The organism is Streptomyces sp. NPDC058758, assembly GCF_042746075.1.
Lineage (GTDB): Bacteria > Actinomycetota > Actinomycetes > Streptomycetales > Streptomycetaceae > Streptomyces.
In genome coordinates this window covers 63,134-86,218 of the sequence record NZ_JBHYPS010000024.1, presented here as the reverse complement: position 1 = coordinate 86,218, position 23,085 = coordinate 63,134, and the positions used below count along the sequence as shown (strand labels likewise).

The window sequence follows — 23,085 nt, the reverse complement described above, 5'->3', positions numbered from 1 at the left end:
GCGGGCGGGATCAGACCGCCGGGGCCGGGAAGGTCGGGTACTCGACGCCCGAGACGTGCTGGACGACGCGGATGACCTGGCAGGAGTAGCCGAACTCGTTGTCGTACCACAGGTACAGGATCGCGTTGTCGCCGTCGACCTTGGTCGCGCCGGCGTCCACGATGGAGGCGTGGCGCGAGCCGACGAAGTCCATCGAGACGGCGTCGGGAGCCGTGGTGAAGTCGATCTGGCGCTTCAGCGGCGAGTGCAGCGAGACGTCGCGCAGGTACTCCAGGACCTCGTCGCGGGTGGTCTCGCGGCCCAGGCGCAGGCTGAGGATGGCGATCGAGACGTCCGGGACGGGGACGCGGATCGAGCTGCCCGTGATCGGGGCCTTGAGCTCCGGCAGCGCCTTGGCGACGGCCGAGGCGGCACCGGTCTCGGTGATCACCATGTTGAGCGGCGCGGACCGGCCGCGGCGGTCGGCCTTGTGGTAGTTGTCCAGCAGGTTCTGGTCGTTCGTGAACGAGTGGACGGTCTCCACGTGACCGCGCAGCACGCCGTACTCGTCGTCCATCGCCTTGAGCGGGGGGACGATGGCGTTGGTGGTGCAGGAGGCGCAGGAGAGGATCTGCTCGTCCGGCTTGATCGTGTCGTGGTTGACGCCGTGCACGATGTTCGGCACGTCGCCCTTGCCGGGCGCGGTCAGGACGACCTTGTCGATGCCGGGGCGCAGGTGCTTGGAGAGGCCCTCGCGGTCCCGCCACTTGCCCGTGTTGTCGATCAGGATGGCGTTCTCGATGCCGTACGCCGTGTAGTCGACCTCGGAGGGGTCGTTGGCGTAGATGACCTTGATCGTGTTGCCGTTGGCGACGATGGAGCTGTTCGCCTCGTCGACCGTGATGGTGCCCTGGAACTGGCCGTGGATCGAGTCCCGGCGCAGCAGGGAGGCGCGCTTGACGAGGTCGGCCTCGCCGCCGCCGCGCACGACGATGGCGCGCAGGCGCAGGCCGTTGCCCGAACCGGCCTTCTCGATGAGGAGGCGGGCGACCAGGCGGCCGATGCGGCCGAAGCCGTAGAGGACGACGTCCCGGCCGTCACGGCGCTCGATCTTGTTCGCACCCGTGGCGCCGGCGACGGCCTCCGCGGTGAACTCCTCGACCGTCAGGCCGCGCGAGTCGGCCTTGTACTCGGCGGCGAGCATGCCGATGTCGATCTGCGAGGGGCCGAGGTCGAGCGTGGTGAGCGTCTGCAGGAAAGGCAGCGTCTCGGTGACCGAGAGCTCCTCGCCGGCGATCTGGCGGGCGAAGCGGTGCGTCTTGAGGATGCTGACGACCGACTTGTTCACCAGGGAGCGGCTGTGAACGAGGACGGTGACGTCCTGCTCACGGTGCAGCTTCCCGATGATCGGGATCATCGACTCCGCGATCTCCTCACGGTTCTTCCAGCTGGTGAACGAGTCATCATTGACAGTCACAAGATTTATCTTTCGAGCTAGACGGCGCTCATATGGTAACCCGCGGCTCCTCGGGCCCGACAAGGGGGCCCGAACAGCTGTCCGCGAACTCACACCCCCGGACCACCGGTTCTCGGCCAACAGGCCGGACATCGCCCTGTCGCCGCCGCGCCGGTCGCCCCCACGCTGGGTCCCGACGCCGACGAACGCCGACGAACGCCGACGAACGCCGAAGAAAGGGAACCGCCGTGCCGCACCCCGACGAACCGCTCGTCCTCGACCCCGCCGGGACCGACCCCCACGCCGAGCACGCCCTGCTGCGCGCCCGCGGCTCCGTCACCCCCGTCGACGTCCTCGGCGTCCGCGCCTGGTCCGTCTCCGACCCCGTCCTCCTCAAGCGGCTCCTCACCGGCGCCGACGTCTCCAAGGACGGCCGCCGCCACTGGCCCGGCTTCGAGGAGGCCGTCGCCGACTGGCCGCTGGCCCTGTGGGTCGCCGTCCGCAACATGTTCACCGCCTACGGCTCCGACCACGCCCGGCTCCGCCGCATCGTCGCCCCCGCCTTCTCCGCCCGCCGGGTCGCCGCCCTGCGCGGGGACGTGGAGGCGATCGTCACCGGACTCCTCGACGACCTCGCCGCCCTCCCCGCCGGAACCGTCGTCGACCTGCGCGAGCGCCTCGCCCACCCGCTGCCGATCGCGGTCATCGGCCGGCTCCTCGGCGTCCCCGAGCAGGACCGCGAGCGCTTCCGCGCCCTCGTCGACGCCGTCTTCGACACCACCCTCGACGCCGAGGCCGCCCGGCTCAACGCGGAACGCCTCTACGCCCTCTTCCACGCCTTCATCGCCGCCCGGCGCGCCGACCCCGGCGACGACATGACCTCCCTGCTCCTCGCCGCCCGCGACGAGGAGGGCGACGGCTCCCGCCTGAGCGAGCAGGAACTCGCCGACACCCTCCTCCTCATGGTCAGCGCCGGCTACGAGACCACCGTCAACGTCATCGACCAGGCCGTCACCGCCCTGCTCACCCACCCCGGCCAGCTCGCCCACGTCCGCTCCGGGCGCGTCGGCTGGGACGACGTCGTCGAGGAGACCCTCCGCCTCGAACCCGCCGTCAAGCACCTGCCGCTGCGCTACGCCGTCACCGACATCCCGCTTCCCGACGGACGGGTCATCGCCCGGGGCGAGGCCATCCTCGCCTCCTACGCCGCCGCCAACCGCCACCCCGACTGGCACGGCCCCACCGCCGACGCCTTCGACCTCACCCGCGCCTCCAAGGACCACCTGGCCTTCGGCCACGGCGTCCACTTCTGCCTCGGCGCGCCCCTCGCCCGCCTGGAGGTCGCCACCGCCCTGAGCGCCCTCTTCACCCGCTTTCCCGGACTGGCGCTCGCCGTCCCCGCCGCGGAACTGGCCCGCACCCCGTCCCTCATCTCGAACGGCCACCGGACGCTGCCGGTGCTCCTCGGCCCGGAGGCCCGCTGAACCGCCCCGCGACCAGCCGGCGCGGCTCGGCGGCGGACGCGGGGGCCGGCCGGTAGATCCCCTGGAGGCCGGCCGAGCGGGTCGGCCTTCCGTCCTCCACGTGCCCGAGGGTCCGCTCGCCCCGGCGGGAGGCGAAGGCCGGCCGCTCCAGCAGCTCGCCGGGGACCGCCGTGTCGAAGGAGAGGGGGGAGCCGGGCGGGCCGAGCAGCACCTCCGACACGAAGCCGGTCTTCAGTCGCCAGTACAGGAACTTGGCGTGGTCGTCGGTCGTGGAGCTCGGCGCCCTCCTCCCCGGAGCGCTCCGGCTCCGGCACGGGTCGTCGGTCCACAGGGTCGTAGAGGAGTCGGCCACGGCAGCATCGCGGGGGCGGGCACCGACGACGGCCGCGTTCAGGCGAAGGCGTACGCCCGGAACGTCTCGCGGATCCGGGCCAGCGGAGCCGGGTCCCGGGTCACGTACAGCCGGTTGGTGAGGAGGACCGCCCAGCGGGCGCGGCCCGGGGAGACCCACATCGCGGTGCCGGTGAAGCCGAAGTGGGCCCACACGTCGTCGGCGGGGGCGGTGCCGGGGGCGGGGTGCCACAGCAGCCCGCGCGGCGGGTCGAGCGCGCCGGTGGCGACGCGGAGGGAGGCGGCCGCCCAGGCGGGGGAGAAGGTGCCGGGCGGCGGGGACAGGACCCCGCGCAGGAAGCGTCCGGTGTCGCCCGCCGTGGTGAAGACGCCGGCGATGCCACAGGCCCCGCCGAGGAGCCGGGCCGAGAAGTCGTGCACCGTGCCCTTCAGGTGACGGGCCGTCTCCTCGTCGTACTCGGTGGGGGCGCAGCGGGCCGCGGCCTCGGGCGGCAGCGGGCCCCAGCGGGTCTCGCGCATGGCGAGCGGCGTCCAGACGCGCTCCCGCGCCAGCTCGGCCAGCGGCCGGCCCGTCAGGTGCTCGGCGAGCCAGCCGAGGACCAGCGCCGCCCGGTCGGTGTACGCGACGGCCGCGCCCGGCGGGTGCCGCAGCGGCTCGGCGAGCACCCCGTCCCGCACGTCCTGCGGGTCGGAGCCGTACAGGAAGCGCAGGTTGGCCCGGAGCGGCATCCCGGCGGTGTGGGTGAGCAGGTGGTGCGCGGTGACCGCGCCGACCGGACGCCCCGCCGCCGCGGGCCAGAAGGAGCCGAGCGGCGCCGCCGGGTCCAGCTTCCCGGCGTCGACCAGGGTGCCGGTCACCGCCCACACCGTGAGGATCTTGGTGAGACTCGCCACGTCGTAGAGGGTGTCCGGGCGGACCGGCTCCTCGGGCCGGGCCGGGTCGAGGACGCCGACCGCCCCGGCCGAGCGGGTGCCGGACCGGTCGCCGACCGCCCAGACGGCTCCCGGGCACACGCCGCCGCGGACCGCGCCGGCCAGCAGCCGGGCGTAGGGAGGGACCTCGCTGCGCTCCGCCACGGCACGCCTCCGGCAGGGGTCGCTGCGGCCCGGACCGGCCGCACCCAGGCATGCATGCCCGGCCGCGTCCCCGGGGACACCCTTCCGGGCGGGGCGCCGGCGGCGGGGTCAGTTGCAGACGACCTCGTCGCGCGGGGTGTAATGGGTCTTGAAGGTCTGCCGCTTGACCTCCTCGCCGCCGTTCTTGAAGACCCGGTCGACCGCGATGTCGAAGCCCTCCAGGGGCTCCTGGGGCACGCACGACGTGCCGGTGGCCTCGCGCTTGCCGGGCTCGGTGACGTTGGTGCGCGGCCCGGCCACGGCCTCCACGGAGTCGTACTTCTTCGTGCCGTAGAAGGTGATGGTCACCGAGTGGTCCGTGGCGCTCGCGGCGATGTAGATGGGCTTGCCCGAGTCGTTGCGGAACTTCTGGTCCAGGCTGCCCCAGGCGACGGTCGCCTCGCGGCCGGCCGGGTAGCGCTCGATGTAGAAGGAGTGGGCGCCGTACTCGACGGGCTGCACGCCGGCGAAGAAGACCGCGTTGAAGACGGTGGTCGCCACCGCGGACACCCCGCCGCCGGGCGCCTCCTGGTAGCGGCCGTCGAGGATCATCGTGCCGTCGACGAAGCCGTTCTCCTCGGTGCGCTCGCCGACCGTCTCGTTGAAGGACCACACCTCGCCGGGCTGCACGAGCGAGCCGTTGATCAGCTCGGCGGCCCGGCCGATGTTGGTGGTCCGGTAGGGGGCGGTGGGGAAGTTCACGGTGAAGGTCGACATCTGTTCCTGGATGCCGAGGGCGGCGAGGTTCGCGGTGCTCACCTGCGGCTGGGTGACCTTGGTCGCCACGGTCGCGGTACGGGCCGCCTGTCCGGTGCGGGTGAGCAGCGGGTTCACGGCGGCGCCGAGCGACTTCGCGGTCACCTCGCGGCCCTCGCGGCCCTCCTTCACGACGACGACCCTGCCGTCCCGCACGCCGAGGGTCCCCTCGACGGGGGCGCCCGTCATGGCGGCGAGCGGGCGGGCCACGTCCGGGTCGCGCAGCAGGGCGGTGGAGTCGAGGGAGCCGGTCAGCCGGCCGTCCTCGTTCTTCACCGTGAGGTGGTCGCCCAGGGTCTCGGGGGAGATGGTCAGCCGCTGGCCGCCGACGTCGAGCGTCACCGGGCCGGAGACGGCGGGCTTCGCGTACGTGTCGAGGAAGCGGCTCAGCTCGGAGCCGGCCAGCTTCGGCTGGGTCACGGACACCGGCAGGGCGACGGCGGCGGCGCCGGGCGCGGAGGGGTAGGCGGCCCGCAGGGCCTCGGCGGCCTTGGCGGTGTCCAGCTTCTGCCCGGCGACGGGCCGGGTGGCGACGGCCTCGCCGTCCCGGAAGGAGACCGAGCCCTCCTTGACGGCCCGGTCGTTCTCCTTCGCCAGCGCGGCGACGGCCGCGTCGGTCTTGGCGGCGTCGTGGGCGAGGACCGGCTCGATCTCGCGGTCGCCGGAGGAGAAGAGGCGGCCGATGACGGTGAGCGGGTCGCGCGAGGGGTCGGCGGCCCGCTCGGCCGTCGCCTCCGCGTCGACCGTCAGACCGGCGGTGGCGGGCGTCACCCGCTCCGTGCGCTCGCCGACCTTCACCGCGATCGGCGCGGTCCAGGAGGCCGGGGCCTGCGCCCGCAGCCGCTCGGCGGCCTCGGCCTTGCTCAGGCCGCCTATGTCGATGCCGCCCGCCCGGGTGCCGGCGGATATGTCGTCGCCGGTGGCCACCAGACCGGCCACGTAGAGCCCGCCCGCCGCGACGGCGACGACGCCCGTCGCGATCGCGGCCGTCCGCCACCGTGGGCGGTGCCCGGCAGCGGGCGTCGGGGCATGGTCGGTCCTGGGGCGGGGCACACGCTCTCCCGGGTGCGTCGGGGACAAGGGATCCTCACGACGGTACGTCGAAAGAGTGTCAAATGCACATAAAGCATGTCTGACCTGCGGTAATACCGCACGAAACCGCCCGGCCACCCAGGGTGCGGACCCCCTTCGCGGGGTGGCGCGCGTCACCCCGGCGCCACCGGGAGGCCCGCCCCGGACCCGCCCCGGACCCGCCCCGGCACCCGCCCGGAGGGCCCGCCGTACCCTGGGCGGATGCCCGCCGACGACCGGATCCCGCGCCCCGAGCCCCTCCCCGACCCACACCGGGCGGCGGCCGGCGGGCCGCGGTCGGTGGAGCGGGCCCTCGACCTGCTGGACCTCGTCGCGGACGCCGGCCGGCCGGTGGGGGCCAAGGCGCTCGCGCGGGCGCTCGGCTGCGCCCTGTCGACCGTCTACCACCTGACCGGCCCGCTCCTCGCGCGCGGCCACCTGGTGCGGACCGCCGAGGGGTACGCCCCCGGCCCCCGGGTCCCGGCGCTGCACCGCGCCCACCTCCGCCACCACGGGCTCGGCGCCCCCACCGGCGAGCTGCTCGGGCGGCTGCGCCGGGCGACCGGCGCGGAGGCGTACCACACGGCCTACCGCGACGGCCTGATCACCGTCGTCGACACCACCGCCCCCGTCACCGACACCGCCCACCCCTTCGCCCCCGGCCCGGAGGCCCGCGCGCACGCCACCGCGCACGGCAAGGCGCTGCTCGCCACGCTGCCGCGCGCCCGGCGCCGCCGCTACCTCGCCGAGCACGGCATGGCCCGCCTCACCGAGCGGACCATCACCGGCGCCGAGCGCTTCGAGGCCGAGATGGCCACCGTCCGGAGCCAGGGGTACGCGGTCTCCGTGGGCGAGGCGGACCTCGCCCACTCCTGCCTCGCCGTCGCCCTGCCCGACCGCGGCGACGGCATCGTGCACGCCCTCTCGGTCTCCCTGCCCACCGCCGAACTCGCCCGCCGCCAGGGCGCCGTCCGGGCCGCCCTCGTCCGCGCGGTGCCGGACTTTCCGGCCCTGCCGGAATCCTGAACCGGCCGCCTGGCCCCGGCCCGCCCGTCCGGCGCAGCCTGACGGCATGATCTTCATCGCCGTCCGCTTCCCCGTCCGTCCCGAGCTGGCCGACCGGTGGCTCGACCTGGTCGCCGACTTCACCCGCGCCACCCGCGCGGAGCCGGGCAACCTCTTCTTCGACTGGTCGCGCTCCGTCGACGACCCGAACGTCTACACCCTCCTGGAGGGCTTCGCCGACGACGAGGCCGGCGCCGCCCACGTCGCCTCCGACCACTTCGCCGCCGGACTGGCCGCCATGGCCGGGGCCGTCTCCGCCACTCCCGAGATCATCAACGTCCGGACGGAGCAGCCGGGCTGGGGCCCGATGGCGGAGCTCGCGCCCGCCGGCGCCTGATCGCGCCGGACGCCGCCCGCCCGCCTGATAGGTTCGCCGCACAGTACGGGCGGGCGGCGTCCCGGGGCCGAGGGGAGAAGCGGCACATGGCGGTGAGCGGGCGGCAGACCGGCAGGCCCACCCTGGAGGAGGTCGCGGCCAGGGCCGGAGTCGGCCGCGGCACGGTCTCCCGGGTCATCAACGGCTCCCCGAAGGTGAGCGAACAGGCCAAGGCGGCCGTCGAGAAGGCCGTCGCCGAACTCGGCTACGTCCCCAACCGGGCCGCCCGCGCGCTGGCCGGCAGCCGCACCGACGCCATCGCCCTCGTCGTCCCCGAGACCGAGGCCCGGCTCTTCGCCGAGCCGTACTTCCTCGACATCATCCGCGGCGTCAGCGGTGAACTCGCGGACGCCGACAAGCAGTTGCTGCTCACCCTGATCCGCAGCGACCAGGAGCGGCAGCGCTTCGAGCAGTACCTCGGGGCCCAGCGCGTCGACGGCGTCCTGCTCGTCTCCGTGCACGCCGACGACCCGCTGCCCGACCAGGTCCGCGCCCTCGGCCTGCCCGCCGTGCTCAACGGCCGCCGCCGCGCGGACGAGCCCGTCGCCTTCGTCGACTCCGACAACACCGGCGCGGGCCGCACCGCCGTCGCCCACCTCGCCGCGGGCGGTCGGCGGCGCATCGCCACCATCACCGGCCCCCTCGACATGTACGGCGCCCGCTGCCGCCTCGACGGCTACCGCGAGGGCCTGGCCGAGGCCGGTCTCGCCGCCGACGAGGCGCTCGTCGCCGGCGGCGACTTCACCGAGGAGGGCGGCCGCCGCGCCATGCGCGAACTCCTGGAGCGCGCCCCGGACCTGGACGCCGTCTTCGCCGCCTCCGACGTGATGGCGGCCGGCGCCCGCGCCGTGCTGCGCGAGGCGGGCCGCCGGGTCCCCGAGGACGTCGCCCTCGTCGGCGTCGACGACTCCGCCGTCGCCCGCCTCATGGACCCGCCGCTCACCAGCGTCCGCCAGCCCATCGAGGAGATGGGCCGCAGCATGGCCCGCATGCTCCTGGCCGAGATCGCCTGCCCGAGCGAGCCCGACGACCAGCCCCGCCGGATGCTCCCCACCGAGCTGGTCGTCCGCGCCTCCTCCTGAGCTCCGCCCGGCCGCGGACACCCCCTCCGGGGCCCCCGCCCGGCCCGCCCGGCCGTGGCATGATCGCGTCACCGTCGGCACCGGGCCGGCGACGACCGGGGGAACGCCATGGACTGGTACCTGATACCCGGGGCGTTCGCGCTCCTGCTCGCCGTCAGCGGCGGCGCCACCCTGCGCACCGGCTTCGTCCTGCCGTGGCTGCGCCACAAGGTCCGGCGGGTCGCCCTCTACGGCTGGGCCCAGCTGACCATGGCCGGATCCTTCGCCCTCCAGAGCGCCGGCGGCTTCGCCGGCGAGCCCGCCGCGGGCACCGCCCTCGGCCTCGTCTCCGTCCTCGCCCTGCTCGCCGGCCTGGTCCTCCTGCTCGTCGCCCAACTCGGCACCGGCCGCGACTGAATCCGTGCCCGGCGTGTCGTTCGGGTGATCCCAGCGGGCGGCCCGGCCGCGCGTGGGTTCGAATCGGGGCATGGCTTCCTACGACAGGCGCACAGGCGGCTCCCCGAGGCCGCCGAAGGCCGGTGACACCTGGTGGTACGCCGCCGTGGCCGGCGAGGCCGCTGACTCCTTCAGCACCCGCGTCCGCACCCGGACCCGGCGTGCCTGCCTCGGGGCCGTCCTGCTGCTCACGCTCGCCTACGCCGGGCTCGTGCTCACCGCCACCGGCCGCCGCTGGGGCGACGCCGCCGTCACCGGCCGCCGCGCCGACACCCGCGTCGCCGCCTTCCTGCGCGACCACCCCTCCCTGGACGGGGCCGTCACCCTCTCCCTCGTCCTCGCCTGCGTCCTCCTCGTCGGCCTCGGCCTGCTGCGCAAGCGGTACGCCCTCACCGGCGCCGCCGCCGGAGCCGTCGCCGTCTCCCTCGCCGCCGCCGGACTCCTCCAGCGCTACGCCCCCCGCCCCCGGCCTGCCGACGGCGCCGGGGCACTCGTGCCCAGCGGCTTCCCCAGCGCCACCGCCACCCTCGCCTTCGGCGTCGCCCTGGGCCTCGTGCTGGTCGTGCCCCGGCGCTCCCGGGAGCTCGCCGTCGGCGCCGCCACCCTGTGGGCCGTCGTCCTCGGCGCCTACGCGATCGCCGCCGGCGACCACCGCCCGGGCGACGTGATCGCCGCCGCCCTGCTCGCCCTCGCCGTCCAGTGCGGCCTGATCGCCCTGCTCGCCCGCCGCGGCAAGGTCCGCCCCGGCACCCGGCGCGGCACCGCCCTGCGCGGCCTCCCGGCGACCCTGCCGCTCGCGCTGCTCGCCGCCGGAGGGCTCGCGGCCGGCTTCCTGCTCCTCGGCGACACCCTCGGCCTGCCCGCCGCCGCCCCGTACGACCCCGACGAGCTGCGCCTCGCCCACCGCTGCGGCCAGGCCCTCGCCGCCGGCGTCGGCGCGGCCGCCGGACTCGTCCTGCTCGCCCTGGTCCGCCACGTCGACCTGGACGGCGGCCCCGCCTCGTACCGGCTCGGAGGCCCCTTCGTGGAGGACTCCGGGGCCCCCGACCAAGGAGAGCTCGTGGGCCCCTTTACGGAGAACCGCGATCACGAGATATCTTGATGTCGAGCAATCTCGCATACGCAGACGTGGAGCGGAGCACCTGGTGACTGACTCGACCATCATCTACACCCACACCGACGAGGCGCCGGCACTGGCGACGTACTCGTTCCTGCCCGTGATCCAGGCGTATGCCTCCACGGCCGGCGTCACGGTCGAGACGCGTGACATCTCGCTCGCGGGCCGCATCATCGCGGTCTTCCCCGAGTTCCTGGAGGAGGGCCAGCGCATCGGCGACGCCCTCGCCGAGCTGGGCGAGCTGGCCAAGACCCCCGAGGCCAACATCATCAAGCTGCCGAACGTCTCGGCCTCGATCCCGCAGCTGAAGGCCGCGATCGCCGAGCTCCAGGCGCAGGGCTACGCCCTCCCGGACTACCCGGACGACCCGAAGACGGACCAGGACAAGGACGTCCGCGCCCGCTACGACAAGATCAAGGGCTCGGCCGTCAACCCGGTCCTGCGCGAGGGCAACTCGGACCGCCGCGCCCCCGGCTCGGTCAAGAACTACGCCAAGAACCACCCGCACCGCATGGGTGCCTGGACCGCCGAGTCGAAGACGAACGTCGCCACCATGGGCGAGAACGACTTCGCGTCCACGGAGAAGTCCGTCGTCATCGGCCAGGACGACACCCTCCGCTTCGAGTTCACCGCCGCCGACGGCACCACCTCCGAGCTGCGCGAGCCGCTCAAGGTCATCGCCGGCGAGGTCGTCGACGCCGCCGTCATGCGCGCCGCCGCCCTGCGCACCTTCCTCTCCGAGCAGGTCGCCCGCGCCAAGGCCGAGGGCGTCCTCTTCTCCGTGCACCTCAAGGCCACGATGATGAAGGTCTCCGACCCGATCGTCTTCGGCCACGTCGTGCGCGCCTTCTTCCCGAAGACCTTCGACCGCTTCGGCGCGGACCTCGCCGCCGCCGGCCTGTCCGCCAACGACGGCCTCGGCACGGTCCTGAACGGCCTCGCCGCCCTCCCGAACGGCGACGAGATCAAGGCGTCCTTCGACGCCGAGCTCGCCGAGGGCCCGGCCCTCGCCATGGTCGACTCCGACAAGGGCATCACCAACCTGCACGTGCCGTCCGACGTCATCGTCGACGCCTCGATGCCGGCGATGATCCGCACCTCCGGCCACATGTGGGGCCCGGACGGCCAGGAGGCCGACACCCTCGCGGTCCTCCCGGACCACAGCTACTCGGGCGTCTACCAGGCCGTCATCGAGGACTGCAAGGCCAACGGCGCCTTCGACCCGGCCACCATGGGCTCCGTCCCGAACGTCGGCCTCATGGCGCAGAAGGCCGAGGAGTACGGCTCCCACGACAAGACCTTCGAGATCGCCCAGGCCGGCACCGTCCGCCTGATCGACTCCGAGGGCAACGTCCTGCTGGAGCAGGAGGTCGCCGAGGGCGACATCTTCCGCGCCTGCCAGACCAAGGACCTCCCGATCCAGGACTGGGTCAAGCTCGCCGTCACCCGCGCCCGCGCCACCGGCGCCCCGGCCGTCTTCTGGCTGGACGAGAACCGCGCCCACGACGCGCAGCTCATCGCCAAGGTGAAGCAGTACCTCCCGGAGCACGACACCGAGGGCCTGGAGATCAAGATCCTCTCCCCGGTCGAGGCGACGAAGTTCTCCCTGGAGCGCATCCGCCGCGGCGAGGACACCATCTCCGTCACCGGCAACGTGCTGCGCGACTACCTGACCGACCTCTTCCCCATCCTGGAGCTGGGCACCAGCGCCAAGATGCTGTCGGTCGTCCCGCTGATGGCGGGCGGCGGCCTCTTCGAGACCGGCGCCGGCGGCTCCGCCCCGAAGCACGTCCAGCAGCTCGTCAAGGAGAACTACCTCCGCTGGGACTCGCTCGGCGAGTTCTTCGCGCTGGCCGCCTCCTTCGAGCACCTGGCCACCACCACGGGCAACGCCCGCGCCCAGGTCCTCGCGGACACCCTGGACCGCGCCACCGGCACCTTCCTCAACGAGGACAAGTCGCCGACCCGCCGCCTCGGCGGCATCGACAACCGCGGCAGCCACTTCTTCCTGGCCCTGTACTGGGCCCAGGAGCTGGCCGCGCAGACCGAGGACGCCGAGCTCGCCAAGGCCTTCGCCCCGCTCGCCGAGACCCTCGCGGCGAACGAGCAGAAGATCGTCGACGAGCTGAACGCCGTCCAGGGCTCCCCGGCCGACATCGGCGGCTACTACCAGCCCGACCCGGCCAAGGCCGCGGCCGTGATGCGCCCGTCCGCCACGTTCAACGAGGCCGTCGCGTCCCTCGTCTGATCCGGCACCCGACGCGTACCGCCCCGGCCGGAACGATCCCGGCCGGGGCGGTCGCGTCGGTGGCGCGTACGCCATCCGGGTGTGACCCTGGAGGGCATGAGCTGGGCATCTTGGACGACCGCCGGTGTCTACACCGGGCGTGGTGGGGTGCTGACCGTCGAGGGCGGAATCGTCACGGGCGATCTGACCGTGCACACGACCTTCGTCGACGGTGAGGCACGCGTGGCCGTGCAGTACAGCGGCGCCTCCGACTGGTTCACCATGTCGGGAAGTCCCGTCCCCTGCGCTTCCGAGGAGGAGAGCCGTGAACTCCACGACGCCGTCGTGGAGGCCGTGAGAGAAGGTGCCGGGGCCACGGTCCCCCGCTTGCCCCACCCGACCGGCTAGCCCGCCGGGCGGCCTCGGGCGGCTTCGGGCGGCCCCGGTACGGTCACGGGGCCGGACCGGGGCCGTGCCGGCTGCCGGTTCGCCGATCGGGTGGGCGGCCGGTTCGACCTTCGGTTCGCCGGCCGGTTCCACCGCCGGTCCGACGGTCGGTCCGACGGTCGGTCCGACCGTCGCGGAAAAGTGTTATCCCTGACCGGCCCCACGGGTCTCCGGAAGCACGGGGACTCGGACCGGGGACAAGGGAGCACCATCCATGCACAGCGACGAGCAGCGCACCACCGCCCTGGTGGAGGCGGCGCGCGCGGGCGATCCGCACGCCAGGGACGAACTGGTGCGCGCCTTCCTGCCGCTCGTCCACAACGTGGTGGGGCGCGCCCTCGACGGGCACGCCGACACCGACGACATCGTGCAGGAGACGCTGGTCCGCGCCCTCGACGGGCTGCCCGGGCTGCGGGACCCCGAGCGCTTCCGGTCCTGGCTGGTCGCCATCGCCATGAACGGGGTGCGCCGCCGCTGGCGCGAGCGCCTCCAGGCACCCGTGCCCGGCCTCGACCGGGCCGTCGACCTCGCCGATCCGGCCGGCGACTTCACCGACCTCACGATCCTCCGCCTCGGCCTGACCGGGCAGCGCCGCGACGTGGCCCGCGCCACCCGCTGGCTCGACGAGGACGACCGCGGACTCCTCTCCCTGTGGTGGCTGGAGGCCGCGGGCGAACTCACCCGCGCCGAACTCGCCGAGGCCCTCGGCCTGTCCCCGGCCCACACCGCCGTCCGCGTCCAGCGGATGAGGGAACGCCTGGAGACCGGCCGCGCCGTCATCGGCGCCCTCGACGCCGAGCCCCGCTGCCCCGGCCTCGCCGACGTCCTCGCCCCCTGGGACGGCCACCCCTCCCCGCTGTGGCGCAAACGGGTGGCCCGCCACCTGCGCGACTGCCGCACCTGCGCGACCGGCCGCGCCCGCCGGGGCCTCGCCCCCGTCGAGGGCCTGCTCGTCGGCATCGGCCTGGTCCCGCCGGTCACCGCCGCCCTCCTCGAAGCCGGTGGGTCCCCGGCCCTCGCGGCGGAGCCGGCGGGTCTGACGGCACCGTCCGGCCCGGGCACGCCCGGCCCGGATCCGGCGGGCCCGGATCCGATGGACGCGGCGGGGCTCCCCGATCCGGCGTTCCCCGTGGCCCCGGCGGCCCCCGCCCCGGTCGCCCCCGCCCCCACCGTCCCGGTGTCCCCGCCCGGCGCCACCCCGCCGGGCGCCCACGCCGCCCCGTACTGGTCGTCCGGCCGCCGTGCCGGGGCCGCCGGGGTCGCGGCCGTCGCCGTCCTCGGGGCGCTCGTGCTCACGCTCCCCGAGCAGCGCGGCACCCCGTCCGAGCCCCGGAGGCCCGCCGCCGCGCCGCCCGCGACCACCTCCGCCCCGACACCGACGCCCACGCCCGCCCCCGCGCCGAGCACCGTCACCGCGGCGGCCACCCGCCCCGCGCCCACCCGCACGCCGGCCACCGCCGCGCCCACCCCGGCCCGGACCACCCCGCCGCCCCCGGCCGACCCGGGGGAGCGGGTGACGGAACTGGTCAACCGGCTCCGGGCGGAGGCCGGTTGCGCCCCGCTGCGCACCGACCCCCGGCTGACCGCCGCCGCCCGCGCCTACGCCCGGGACATGACGGACCGCGACTACTACGGCCACGCCAGCCCCGAGGGCGAGTACGCGGACACCCGGATGACCAGAGCCGGTTACCGCTGGTCGGCCTGGGCGGAGAACCTGGCCGAGGGGCAGCGGGACCCGGCCTCCGTCGTCGACGGCTGGCGGTCCGACGCGGGCCACCGGCGCAACCTGCTCGACTGCGCCTACCGGGACACCGGCGTCGCCGCCGTCCCCGGCCCGCGCGGCACCGTCTGGGTGCAGAAGCTGGCGGCACCCGCGAACTGACCGCGCGCCGGCCGGGCGGCCGGGTCAGCCCTTGGTGCCGAAGTCCTGCACCCACCACGGTCCGTCGGCGGTGAGGGCCACGCCGACCCCGACGTCGCGGAACGAGCAGTTGAGGATGTTCGCCCGGTGCGCCGGGCTCTCCATCCAGTCTTCCATCGCCCGCGCGGGGGTCTTGGGGCCCTTGTGGATGTTCTCGCCCCACGCCGACCAGCTGTAGCCGGTGGCGCTGATCCGGTCGCCGCCGTCCCGCCCCTCGGGGCTGTCGTGGGCGTAGTAGTCGCGGGCCGCCATGTCGTCGGCGTGGCCCTGGGCGGCCCTGCCGAGACGGGCCTCGGAGCGCAACGGGCCGCACCCCGCCCGGTCCCGTTCGGCGTTGGCGAGGGCGATGACGTCCCGGACGTAGCGGGAGGCGCGGGCCGGGGCCGTCACCGGGGCGGCGCGGACGGCCCCGGTCTGCGGCGCGAGCCCGTCGGCCGCCGGGGCGGGGCGGGCCGGGGACGGGGCGGCGGGGGTCCCGGCGGCGCGGGGGCCGGGAGCGGCGGCGGGCGGGACGGCCGCGTACAGGCCGAGGAGGACGGTGACGACGGCGGCGGTCGTCCCCGCGGCGAGGACGGCCGCGGAGAAGCCGGGCCGGGGGAACGCGCGGCGGCGGACCGGGCCGCCGCGGCGGTGCCGGCCGGCCTGGGGGCCGCCGGGGCGGGGGTGGCCGAGGGGGTCGGAAGGGCCGGGACCGGGGGGACCGTCGTACCGCATGGAGCTCCGCTCTCTCGCCTGCGCCGCCGTCCGGTCCGGGGCTCGGGCGAGCCCCGGGGCGACGGGGTCAAGGCTTTCCGCGCGCCGCCGCTCCGACACCCCGTGTCAACCCGGAGGGTCACATCCGCGCGTCAAACCGCCGCCTCGGCTTGACGCGGCGGCCGGACGGGCGCACGGGCCCTCGCCGGGCCGGCCCTCCGGAGCGGCTCCGCGGTCTCCGGAACCGCCCTCGGCCCCCAGCCTGCAGGACCCAGGCGCAAGGCCCGCTCTCCGTCCCCGGCCCCGCCTTCCCCCGCCCCGTCCTCCGGCTCAGCCCTGCGGGATCACCGCCACCGGGCACGGCGCGAGGTGCAGTGCCGCGTGCGCCACCGAGCCGATCCGCTGCCCGAGGGCGCCGCGCTTGGCCCGGCGGCCCACCACGAGGAGCTGCGCGGCGCCGGAGGTGGTGAGCAGGACCTGTCCGGCGCTGCCCAGTTCGACGTGCTCGGTCACCGGCACGTGCGGGTACCGCTCGCGCCAGGGGGCGAGGGCGGCGCGGAGCGCCTTCTCCTCGAAGGGCAGGAGTCCGCCGGCGTCGTCGGCGAGCCGCATCGAGGCGGGGCTGAACGCGTAGAGCGACGGCAGGCTCCAGGCGCGCACCGCGCGGATGGCGGCGCCCCGGGCGTGGGCGGTCTCGAAGGCGAACCGCAGCATGGCCTCGCTGTCCTCCGGGGTGCCCTGCTGGCCCACCAGGATCTCGCCGGTGGGCGGTTCGACGGCCCGGTCGTCGTGGGCGCGGACCGCGACGACCGGCCGGCTCGCGGCGGCGATGAGCTGCATGCCGTACGAGCCGAGCAGGAAGCCGGCCACCGCTCCGTGCCCGCGCGAGCCGATGACCAGCATCCCGGCGCCGTGCTGTGCGTGGAGCAGCGCCGGGACCGGCGTGTCCGTCAGGACCTCGGCGGTGAGGGCCACGTCCGGGTGCCGTCCCGCGATCTCCGCCTCCGCCGCCCGCAGCACCTCCTCTGCGGCCCGCTCCTGCGCGTCCTTGTCCTGTACGAGCGGCAGGTCGAGCGGCTCCCACCGCCACGCGTGCACGAGCCGCAGCGGGACCTTCCGGTGCTCCGCCTCCCGCGCCGCCCACTCCGCGGCGGCCAGGCTCTCCGGCGACCCGTCCACCCCGGCCACGATCTCGGTCCCGACCTGGAACTCCTCGGCCTCGCGACTCATCCGACGTCCTCCCGGACACCACCCGACGGGGCCGGCCCGGACGCCGGCCCCTCCTCACCCCCCAGCTTGGGCCCTTGGGCCGCTCCCGGAGAGGGCCGGAGGTCCCGACATGCCGGACCGTCCGTCCCCGGGATCAAGCGCTGCGGGCCAGGCGGGTGTGGGTGTTGTTGAGGTAGTGGTCGCCGATGTCGCGGAGGCGGTGGGAGGGACGGGTGCGGGCGGTGAGGGCGCGGGCGTTGCGCCAGAAGCGGTCGAAGCCGGGGCCGCCGCCCCCGGCGCCCGGGGCGGCGGGCGGGGCGCCCTCGACGAGTTCCAGGATCCGGGTGGTCAGCCGGACCGCCGCCGGGCCGGTGACGGTCTCGGCGGCGGCGACCAGGACGGCGAGGTCGGCGCGCTCCTCGAAGCCGAGGGTCCAGCCGGCGCGCAGGCCGCGGGTGAGGGCGTCGGTGGCGCGCTCGGCGACGGCGGCGGCGGTGTGCGCGGCGGTCGCCAGTTCGCCGTAGGAGAGCAGCAGGTACGGGTCGTCCGCCCGGTCCGGCAGGCCGTGGGCGGGTACGGGCGGCGTGTCCGGGACGACGGCGCGGTTGACGTCCCGGGCCTCGGCGAGCGCGCCCTCCGCGATGCCGAGGGCCACGTGCACCAGCAGCAGGCGGAGCACCAGCGGGGCGAGCGCGGTGAAGGGGGCCACCGCGTGCTCGTCGGCGGGCAGGGTGCCGAGGACCCGCGTCCGGGGGACGGGCACGTGGTCGAAGACGACCGTGCCGGCCCCGGTCAGCCGCTGCCCGACCCGGTCCGTCGCCGCCTCGGCGAAGACCCCCGGGTGGGCCGGGTCCACCAGCACCACGAGCAGGTCGCCGGTGCCGGCCGGCCGGGCGGCGACCACGAGGCGGTCGGCGACGGCCACGGCGGAGTCGAAGGCGCGCCGGCCGTCGAGCAGCCAGCCGCCCCTGTCGGCGCGGGTGAGGGTGAGGCCGGGGGTCCCCGCGGTGCCGGGCGGCGGGGGTTCGGTCGCCCCGGCGAGCAGCCAGCCCTCGGCCGCCGTGCGGGCGTCGAGGCGGGGAAAGGTCTCGGCGGACCGGCTGCCCGGCGGGCCGGAGAGGAAGCGGCTGGTCCACGACAGGGCGTAGTGGTGGGCGAGGAGTTCGCCGACCGAGCTGTCGGCGGCGGACAGCTCCCGTACGGCCGAACACGCGGTGCGCAGGTCGGCGCCGTGTCCGCCGCCGAGGGCGGGGTCGGCGGCGGTGAGGAAGGCGGGGAGCCCCGCCTCCTGGAGCCGTTCGACCTCGTCACAGGGGGTCTTGCCGGCCCGGTCGCGGGCGTGCGCGTCGACGGCCAGGTCGTCGGCGAGTTCCCGGACGACCCGCCGCCAGAGCGTGTCGTCCCTGGGCGTCGTCTGCTGTGTGCTCATCCCACCCCACCTGTCCTCCCGTAATCCCACTGGATCACTAGGGATAGTGGCAGAGGGGGGCCGGAGGCCCCAAGGGGTGTCCGGCATGTGGATGGGGGTGTTTCGGCCGACGATACCTTGTCACATCGCCGCAGGTGAGGGTGGATCGAGGTCCGGAGGGGGCTGGGGGAGGGATTGCGCCGTCAGGGGTTGGTCCACGCCTCCGGGTCGTCCGCCCGCGCCGCGATCCCCGCCGGCAGCTCCGCCGACGCCACTTCCGCGAGCGAGACGCCCAGCACCTCGCGGACGCTGGCCCGCAGCGCGATCCACAGCGGCAGCAGCGACTCGGCGGGGCCGGTGTACGCCAGGTCCGGCGGACGCTCGCCGCGCACCGAGACCAGCGGGCCGTCCACGCAGCGGATGACGTCCGCGACCGAGATCGTCTCGGCGGGCCGCGCGAGCCAGTAGCCGCCGCGCCCACCGCGCTGGCTCTCCACCAGTCCGCCCTTGCGCATGTCGCCCAGGATCCCCTCCAGGAACTTGTGGGAGATGCCCTGCCCCTCGGCGATCGCCTCCGCCTTCAACGGCCCCGCGTCCCGGGCGGCCGCGAGCTGGAGGGCGGCCCGCACGGCGTAGTCGGCCCTGGCTGAAATGCGCATGCGGCGCATTATTCCGTACGACTCCGAGGGCCGCCGGACACCGGAAGCCCGGGTCGCCCCGGCGGGGGTGCGGGGCGCCGCGGGGCGCCGTGCCCGGCGTCGGGAGCCGGGTCACCGGCCCGGCGCGAAACGGCCGCCGGGCGTCCTGTCCGGGCCCTTGACGGCGTCCCCCGCCCGCCCGACACTCGGGTCAGGGAATCCGAGCGGACGGGTAGGGAACCATGCGACACGGCGACGGGCTCGACGGGCACCCGGCCCGCCCCCTGCCCCGCTCCCTGCCCCTCACCTCGCGCCGCCACATCGACCTGCTGCGGGTGTGCAGCGCGGTCTGACCGCGCCCGCCCTCCCGGCCCTCCGGTCCTCTCGTCCGCCCGTCCGGCCCGCCCCGCCGCGCCCCGCTCCGCCGGGACGCGGCCCGGCGGGACACGGTCCGGCCCCCGTCCCGCCTTCCCGTCACTCCGCTGCCGCCGCACGGGCGTTCCCGCACGCCGGGGAGCCGCCCGCCCGGACCCAGCACCGAGCCACCCTGGGAGCACCATGTCCGTCGTCGTCCCGTCCTCGCTGCTGCCCGCCTCCGCCGCGCCCGCCTTCCGGGGCCGGATCGGCCGCGACGCCGACAGCGGCCACTACGCCGTGCCGCACCGCTACCGTCTCCACGTCGCCCCGGCCGACCCCGACTGTCTGAGCATCGCCGTCACCCACGGACTGCTCGGCCTCGACGCCACGCTGCCGCTGCGGATCCTCCCCGAGGTGCCCGACGGCCCGGACGGCTCGTACACCGCGCTCCGCCCGCTCTACGAGGCCAGCGCCCACCTCTACACCGGCGCCGCCGCCGCGCCCGTCCTCGGCGACGCCTGGACCGGGCGGATCGTCAGCACCCACGTCCCCGACATCCTCCGCGACCTCGCCCTCCGCTTCCGGGGCGACGGACCGGACCTCCTGCCGGAGGAGCACCGCGAGGAGATCGACGCCCTCGCCGCGCTCTGCGCCGACGGCGTCCACCGGGCCGCGCAGCGCGCCGGGGAACTCGGCCTCGACCCGGAGGCCGGTGCCCGCCGGGAGGCCGGGGAGGCGCTCGGCGCGCTCTTCGCGGCGCTCGGCGCCCTCGACGCGCGGCTCACCGGCCGGCCGTACGTCCTCGGGGACGCCCCGACCCTCGCCGACGTGCACGTGTGGGGCGCCCTGGTGCAGCTGGACACCGTCCACCGCTGGCACCTGGACGCCGCCGCCCTGGACCGCGTCGCCTCCCACCGCGCCCTGTGGGCCTACGCCCAACGGCTCGCCGCACACCCGGCGTTCGCCCGCCACCTCGACGTGGAGGCGGTCCTGCGCCGCCACCGCGCGCACTGCCGGGGCCGGGAGGCGGCGGGCGCGGCGATCCGGATCGTCGACTGGGGCGCGGCCGGCGTCGCCGGCCGCTGACGGGGCGCGGACTCAGGCGGCGCGGCGCCCGGCCAGGGGCGCCGTGTCGTCGCCCGCGCCGGAGCGCACCCCGCGCAGGAACGCCTCCAGGGCCTCCACCGAGGTGGCCTCGGGCCGCCAGTCCAGTTCCGCGCGGGCCCGCTCGGTGGACATCACCGGGATGTGGCGCAGGAGGTCGAAGAGGCCGGGGGAGGCGGGCGCGAGGCGCAGGTGCCAGGCCGCCGCGAGGGCGCCCCGGACGGCGCCCGCCGGGACCCTCACCGGCCGCGCCCCGAACATCTCGCCGAGCAGCGCCGCGTCCACCACCGGGTCCGCCGCCAGGTTGAACGCGCCCCGCACGTCCCGCAGCACCGCCCGGACGTAGGCGTCGGCGGCGTCGTCGGTGTGCAGGACCTGGAAGCGGAGGCCCTTCGGCTCCGGCAGCAGGGGCAGCAGGTCGGGCCGGACGAGCTGGCCGGGCAGGAACCGGCCGGCGAAGATCCGGCGCTGCTCGCTCGCCGCCTCCTCCTTGAACAGGAACGCCGGCCTCATCCGTACCACCCGGGTCTGGGGGTGGTCGCGCTCGAAGGTGTCCAGGACCCGCTCCAGATAGGCCTTCTCCCGGCTGTAGGCCGCGCCCGGCCAGCCGTGCGTCGGCCACGCCTCGGAGACGGGCGCGCCGCCCCCGGGCCCGGGGGAGTAGGCCCCCACCGATGAGGCGAACACCAGCGCGGGCACCCGGGCCGTCGCGACCGCGTCGCAGACCCGCAGGGAGCCCAGCACATTGGTCCGCCAGGTCGTCACGGGGTCGTGCGTCGGGTTGAAGCGCCAGGCGAGGTGCACCACCGCGTCGGCGTCGGAGACGTGCCGGGCGAGCCGGGGCTCGTCGCCGTCCAGGGACAGGTCCACCTCGGCCCAGTCGACGCCCGGCAGGTCGAGACCGGGCCGCCGACGGGCCAGGCCCAGCACCGACTCGACCCCCGGGTCGCGGGCCAGGGCCCGCACCACGCTGGTGCCCACGTTCCCGGTGGCGCCGGTGACGACCACCCTCAGTCGTGTACGCGCGTTCATGTCTCCGACCCTCCGCCCTCCGGGCGGCCCCCGCACCTCGGCGCGACGCTTCGTCACGGAGGGTGAGCGTGCGGGTCGCGCGCGTGGCCGGTCGCGAGCACCATGGAGCGACGCACGAGACGGGGCCGTTACGGAGGAACCCATGCTGCTGCCCGACCGGAACACCGTCGAACGGCTCCTCCGGCACTACCGAACCCAGGAGCAGAGCGTCCTCGCCGGCCCCTGCGACCTGTCCGTCCGCCGCCGCTTCGAGGACACCGCGTACACGCTGTGCGTGCTCATGGGCGTCCGCTCGACCGCCGAGGCCCTCCGGGCCGCCGAACGGTACGTCGCGCCCCGGGCCTCGCTGTGACCGGCGGCCCCGGCCCGGACCGCGCGTCCGGGCCGGGGCCGCCTCCGGCGCGGGTCAGCCGCGCGCCGCGCGCCGCCGCCAGGCCCACAGGGCGAGGGCCGCGGCGCAGGCCGAGCCCACGAGGGAGAGCGGGAGCGCCACCGACGGGCCCGGGCCGGCGGCCCCGGCGGTGGCGCCGGGCCGGTCCGCCGAGGCGCCCAGGGCGGCGGCCGGAGCGCCGGCCCCGCCGCGCACGGACACGGCGCGCCCCTCCGTCCGCCCGTCCTCGGGGGAGTCCGGGGACTTCGGGGGCAGCAGCGAGCCGACCGGCCGGACCTTGCCCGCCGCCTCGAAGCCCCAGTCGAGCAGCGAGCGGGCCTCCTCGTACACGGCCAGCCCGCCGCCCGACTGCGGGTTCATCACCGACACGACCAGGGTGCGGTCGCCGCGCCGGGCGGCGGCGACCAGGGTGTTGCCCGCGTTGCTGGTGTAGCCGTTCTTGATGCCGATGAGGCCGGGGTAGCGGCCCACGCCGTCGGCGCCGGTGAGGAGCCGGTTGGTGTTGGCGATGCCGTACGACCACGAGCCCGCCGGGAAGTCCGCGTACGCGGTCGAGCAGTAGCGGGTGAACTCCGGGTCCTGGACGCCCGCCCGGCCGAAGACCGCCAGGTCGTACGCGGACGACACCTGGCCCGGCGCGTCGTAGCCGTCCGGGGAGACCACGTGGGTGTCGCGGGCCCCCAGCGACCGGGCCTTCTCCTGCATCTGACGGGCCATCGACTCCCAGCCGCCGCTCATCGACGCGAGGACGTGCACGGCGTCGTTGCCCGAGCTGAGGAAGACGCCGTTCCACAGGTCGGAGACCCGGTACGTGTACCCCTCCTTCACCCCGACCAGGCTGCTGCCCTCGCCGATCCCCGTCAGCTCCTCGTCGGCCACCGTGTGCTGCTCGGACGCCTCGTGGTGCGGGAGCGCCGTCAGCGCGAAGAGGGTCTTGAGCGTGCTGGCCGGCGGCAGCTTCCGGTGCGCGGCACGGGCGGCGAGCACCTCGCCCGTCCCGGCGTCGGCCACCACCCAGGACAGCGCCGATGGCGTGGGCACGGCCGGCGCGCCGGCCAGCGGCTGCACCTGCGTCCCCGGTCGGTCGAGCCGTGCCGGGTCCACGAACCGCCGTGCGGGAGGGGTCGGTTCGGTGGCGGAGCCCGGTCCGAGGGCGGGGGCGGCCGTCCGGGCGAGCGGCGGGGCGGCGGCGGCCACGGGGGCGGAGAGCACGAGCAGCATCGCGGCGGAGCCCGCGGCGGCATGGCGAAGAGCTGACGTGACGATCATTCAGCCACCGTAGGAAGGGGGTGGGGAGCCCGCAGGGCGGAGTGCGCCACCCGGCCTAGAGAACGCGGCGCCGGGCGGCGCGTCGTGCCGCCGGCCGGGTG

At 75.8% G+C, this 23,085-nt stretch carries 21 protein-coding genes; 11 read left to right on the top strand and 10 right to left on the bottom strand.

What is annotated here, in order from left to right; all coding sequences use genetic code 11:
* Window positions 1-10: 10 nt before the first annotated feature.
* A complete protein-coding gene (locus ACFW6A_RS25325) occupies window positions 11-1,456 on the bottom strand; it encodes a glyceraldehyde-3-phosphate dehydrogenase (RefSeq protein WP_351852471.1) in 1,446 nt (481 codons plus the stop codon).
* Window positions 1,457-1,683: 227 nt separating this feature from the next.
* On the opposite strand from ACFW6A_RS25325, the gene ACFW6A_RS25320 reads away from it, so the two are divergent.
* Window positions 1,684-2,919: a cytochrome P450 gene (locus ACFW6A_RS25320; RefSeq protein ID WP_351852474.1), complete on the top strand. Its 1,236-nt coding sequence runs from the start codon at window positions 1,684-1,686 to the stop codon at window positions 2,917-2,919.
* Here ACFW6A_RS25320 and ACFW6A_RS25315 read toward each other — a convergent pair.
* From ACFW6A_RS25315 to ACFW6A_RS25305, 3 genes are all read right to left on the bottom strand, one after another.
* Window positions 2,864-3,271 carry a hypothetical protein gene (locus ACFW6A_RS25315; RefSeq protein ID WP_351852477.1) on the bottom strand — a complete coding sequence of 136 codons (408 nt, stop codon included), beginning with the start codon at window positions 3,269-3,271 and terminating at the stop codon, window positions 2,864-2,866. The two genes, ACFW6A_RS25320 and ACFW6A_RS25315, sit on opposite strands and share 56 nt — an antisense overlap.
* A 38-nt stretch (window positions 3,272-3,309) precedes the next feature.
* Window positions 3,310-4,347 (bottom strand): serine hydrolase domain-containing protein, encoded by a 1,038-nt coding sequence (locus ACFW6A_RS25310; RefSeq protein WP_351852479.1) that lies wholly within the window; start codon window positions 4,345-4,347, stop codon window positions 3,310-3,312.
* 108 nt (window positions 4,348-4,455) lie between these two features.
* A complete protein-coding gene (locus ACFW6A_RS25305; RefSeq protein ID WP_351852482.1) occupies window positions 4,456-6,195 on the bottom strand; it encodes a VanW family protein in 1,740 nt (579 codons plus the stop codon).
* 240 nt (window positions 6,196-6,435) lie between these two features.
* Between ACFW6A_RS25305 and ACFW6A_RS25300 the strand changes: the two genes are divergently transcribed.
* The 8 genes from ACFW6A_RS25300 to ACFW6A_RS25265 all read left to right on the top strand — a co-directional run bounded on the left by ACFW6A_RS25300 (window position 6,436) and on the right by ACFW6A_RS25265 (window position 14,844).
* Entirely contained in the window at window positions 6,436-7,239 is an 804-nt protein-coding gene (locus ACFW6A_RS25300; RefSeq protein WP_351852485.1) for an IclR family transcriptional regulator C-terminal domain-containing protein, read from the top strand.
* A 46-nt stretch (window positions 7,240-7,285) separates the two neighbouring features.
* Window positions 7,286-7,615, top strand: coding sequence for a putative quinol monooxygenase (locus ACFW6A_RS25295; protein ID WP_351852489.1), 330 nt, complete (start codon window positions 7,286-7,288; stop codon window positions 7,613-7,615).
* Window positions 7,616-7,701: 86 nt separating this feature from the next.
* On the top strand, window positions 7,702-8,736 hold the full coding sequence (locus ACFW6A_RS25290) for a LacI family DNA-binding transcriptional regulator (protein WP_351852491.1): 1,035 nt from the start codon (window positions 7,702-7,704) through the stop codon (window positions 8,734-8,736).
* 108 nt (window positions 8,737-8,844) lie between these two features.
* Entirely contained in the window at window positions 8,845-9,132 is a 288-nt protein-coding gene (locus ACFW6A_RS25285) for a hypothetical protein (RefSeq protein WP_351852494.1), read from the top strand.
* 70 nt (window positions 9,133-9,202) lie between these two features.
* Entirely contained in the window at window positions 9,203-10,273 is a 1,071-nt protein-coding gene (locus ACFW6A_RS25280) for a phosphatase PAP2 family protein (protein WP_351852496.1), read from the top strand.
* Window positions 10,274-10,316: 43 nt separating this feature from the next.
* Window positions 10,317-12,536: an NADP-dependent isocitrate dehydrogenase gene (locus ACFW6A_RS25275; protein WP_351852498.1), complete on the top strand. Its 2,220-nt coding sequence runs from the start codon at window positions 10,317-10,319 to the stop codon at window positions 12,534-12,536.
* A gap of 96 nt (window positions 12,537-12,632) precedes the next feature.
* Window positions 12,633-12,923 carry a hypothetical protein gene (locus ACFW6A_RS25270; protein ID WP_351852500.1) on the top strand — a complete coding sequence of 97 codons (291 nt, stop codon included), beginning with the start codon at window positions 12,633-12,635 and terminating at the stop codon, window positions 12,921-12,923.
* Window positions 12,924-13,176: 253 nt separating this feature from the next.
* Entirely contained in the window at window positions 13,177-14,844 is a 1,668-nt protein-coding gene (locus ACFW6A_RS25265; protein WP_351852503.1) for a sigma-70 family RNA polymerase sigma factor, read from the top strand.
* Window positions 14,845-14,868: 24 nt separating this feature from the next.
* Here the strand turns inward: ACFW6A_RS25265 and ACFW6A_RS25260 are convergent, their stop codons facing one another.
* The 4 genes from ACFW6A_RS25260 to ACFW6A_RS25245 all read right to left on the bottom strand — a co-directional run bounded on the left by ACFW6A_RS25260 (window position 14,869) and on the right by ACFW6A_RS25245 (window position 18,852).
* Entirely contained in the window at window positions 14,869-15,597 is a 729-nt protein-coding gene (locus tag ACFW6A_RS25260; protein ID WP_351852506.1) for a CAP domain-containing protein, read from the bottom strand.
* A gap of 309 nt (window positions 15,598-15,906) precedes the next feature.
* Window positions 15,907-16,806, bottom strand: a complete 900-nt coding sequence (locus ACFW6A_RS25255) for a universal stress protein (protein WP_351852509.1) — start codon at window positions 16,804-16,806, stop codon at window positions 15,907-15,909.
* A gap of 133 nt (window positions 16,807-16,939) precedes the next feature.
* Window positions 16,940-18,214, bottom strand: coding sequence for an acyl-CoA dehydrogenase family protein (locus ACFW6A_RS25250; protein ID WP_351852512.1), 1,275 nt, complete (start codon window positions 18,212-18,214; stop codon window positions 16,940-16,942).
* A 182-nt stretch (window positions 18,215-18,396) separates the two neighbouring features.
* Window positions 18,397-18,852, bottom strand: coding sequence for an Rrf2 family transcriptional regulator (locus tag ACFW6A_RS25245; protein WP_351852514.1), 456 nt, complete (start codon window positions 18,850-18,852; stop codon window positions 18,397-18,399).
* A 537-nt stretch (window positions 18,853-19,389) separates the two neighbouring features.
* Here ACFW6A_RS25245 and ACFW6A_RS25240 point away from each other — a divergent pair.
* Entirely contained in the window at window positions 19,390-20,274 is an 885-nt protein-coding gene (locus ACFW6A_RS25240; RefSeq protein WP_351852517.1) for a glutathione S-transferase C-terminal domain-containing protein, read from the top strand.
* Window positions 20,275-20,286: 12 nt separating this feature from the next.
* Here ACFW6A_RS25240 and ACFW6A_RS25235 read toward each other — a convergent pair whose 3' ends face one another.
* On the bottom strand, window positions 20,287-21,324 hold the full coding sequence (locus ACFW6A_RS25235) for an NAD-dependent epimerase/dehydratase family protein (RefSeq protein ID WP_351852520.1): 1,038 nt from the start codon (window positions 21,322-21,324) through the stop codon (window positions 20,287-20,289).
* Between the two features lie 142 nt (window positions 21,325-21,466).
* Between ACFW6A_RS25235 and ACFW6A_RS25230 the strand changes: the two genes are divergently transcribed.
* A complete protein-coding gene (locus ACFW6A_RS25230; RefSeq protein ID WP_351852523.1) occupies window positions 21,467-21,676 on the top strand; it encodes a DUF5133 domain-containing protein in 210 nt (69 codons plus the stop codon).
* Between the two features lie 54 nt (window positions 21,677-21,730).
* Here the strand turns inward: ACFW6A_RS25230 and ACFW6A_RS25225 are convergent, their stop codons facing one another.
* On the bottom strand, window positions 21,731-22,984 hold the full coding sequence (locus tag ACFW6A_RS25225; protein WP_351849395.1) for a serine hydrolase: 1,254 nt from the start codon (window positions 22,982-22,984) through the stop codon (window positions 21,731-21,733).
* Window positions 22,985-23,085: the final 101 nt, after the last annotated feature.

Excerpts from the sequence above, each read along its gene's own strand:
- ACFW6A_RS25300 (WP_351852485.1), top strand. The coding sequence starts at position 6,436 with ATGCCCGCCGACGACCGGATCCCGCGCCCCGAGCCCCTCCCCGACCCA.
- ACFW6A_RS25295 (WP_351852489.1), top strand. The coding sequence starts at position 7,286 with ATGATCTTCATCGCCGTCCGCTTCCCCGTCCGTCCCGAGCTGGCCGAC.
- ACFW6A_RS25290 (WP_351852491.1), top strand. The coding sequence starts at position 7,702 with ATGGCGGTGAGCGGGCGGCAGACCGGCAGGCCCACCCTGGAGGAGGTC.
- ACFW6A_RS25285 (WP_351852494.1), top strand. The coding sequence starts at position 8,845 with ATGGACTGGTACCTGATACCCGGGGCGTTCGCGCTCCTGCTCGCCGTC.
- ACFW6A_RS25280 (WP_351852496.1), top strand. The coding sequence starts at position 9,203 with ATGGCTTCCTACGACAGGCGCACAGGCGGCTCCCCGAGGCCGCCGAAG.
- ACFW6A_RS25270 (WP_351852500.1), top strand. The coding sequence starts at position 12,633 with ATGAGCTGGGCATCTTGGACGACCGCCGGTGTCTACACCGGGCGTGGT.
- ACFW6A_RS25265 (WP_351852503.1), top strand. The coding sequence starts at position 13,177 with ATGCACAGCGACGAGCAGCGCACCACCGCCCTGGTGGAGGCGGCGCGC.
- ACFW6A_RS25260 (WP_351852506.1), bottom strand. The coding sequence starts at position 15,597 with ATGCGGTACGACGGTCCCCCCGGTCCCGGCCCTTCCGACCCCCTCGGC.
- ACFW6A_RS25255 (WP_351852509.1), bottom strand. The coding sequence starts at position 16,806 with ATGAGTCGCGAGGCCGAGGAGTTCCAGGTCGGGACCGAGATCGTGGCC.
- ACFW6A_RS25250 (WP_351852512.1), bottom strand. The coding sequence starts at position 18,214 with ATGAGCACACAGCAGACGACGCCCAGGGACGACACGCTCTGGCGGCGG.
- ACFW6A_RS25245 (WP_351852514.1), bottom strand. The coding sequence starts at position 18,852 with ATGCGCATTTCAGCCAGGGCCGACTACGCCGTGCGGGCCGCCCTCCAG.
- ACFW6A_RS25240 (WP_351852517.1), top strand. The coding sequence starts at position 19,390 with ATGTCCGTCGTCGTCCCGTCCTCGCTGCTGCCCGCCTCCGCCGCGCCC.
- ACFW6A_RS25235 (WP_351852520.1), bottom strand. The coding sequence starts at position 21,324 with ATGAACGCGCGTACACGACTGAGGGTGGTCGTCACCGGCGCCACCGGG.
- ACFW6A_RS25230 (WP_351852523.1), top strand. The coding sequence starts at position 21,467 with ATGCTGCTGCCCGACCGGAACACCGTCGAACGGCTCCTCCGGCACTAC.
- ACFW6A_RS25225 (WP_351849395.1), bottom strand. The coding sequence starts at position 22,984 with ATGATCGTCACGTCAGCTCTTCGCCATGCCGCCGCGGGCTCCGCCGCG.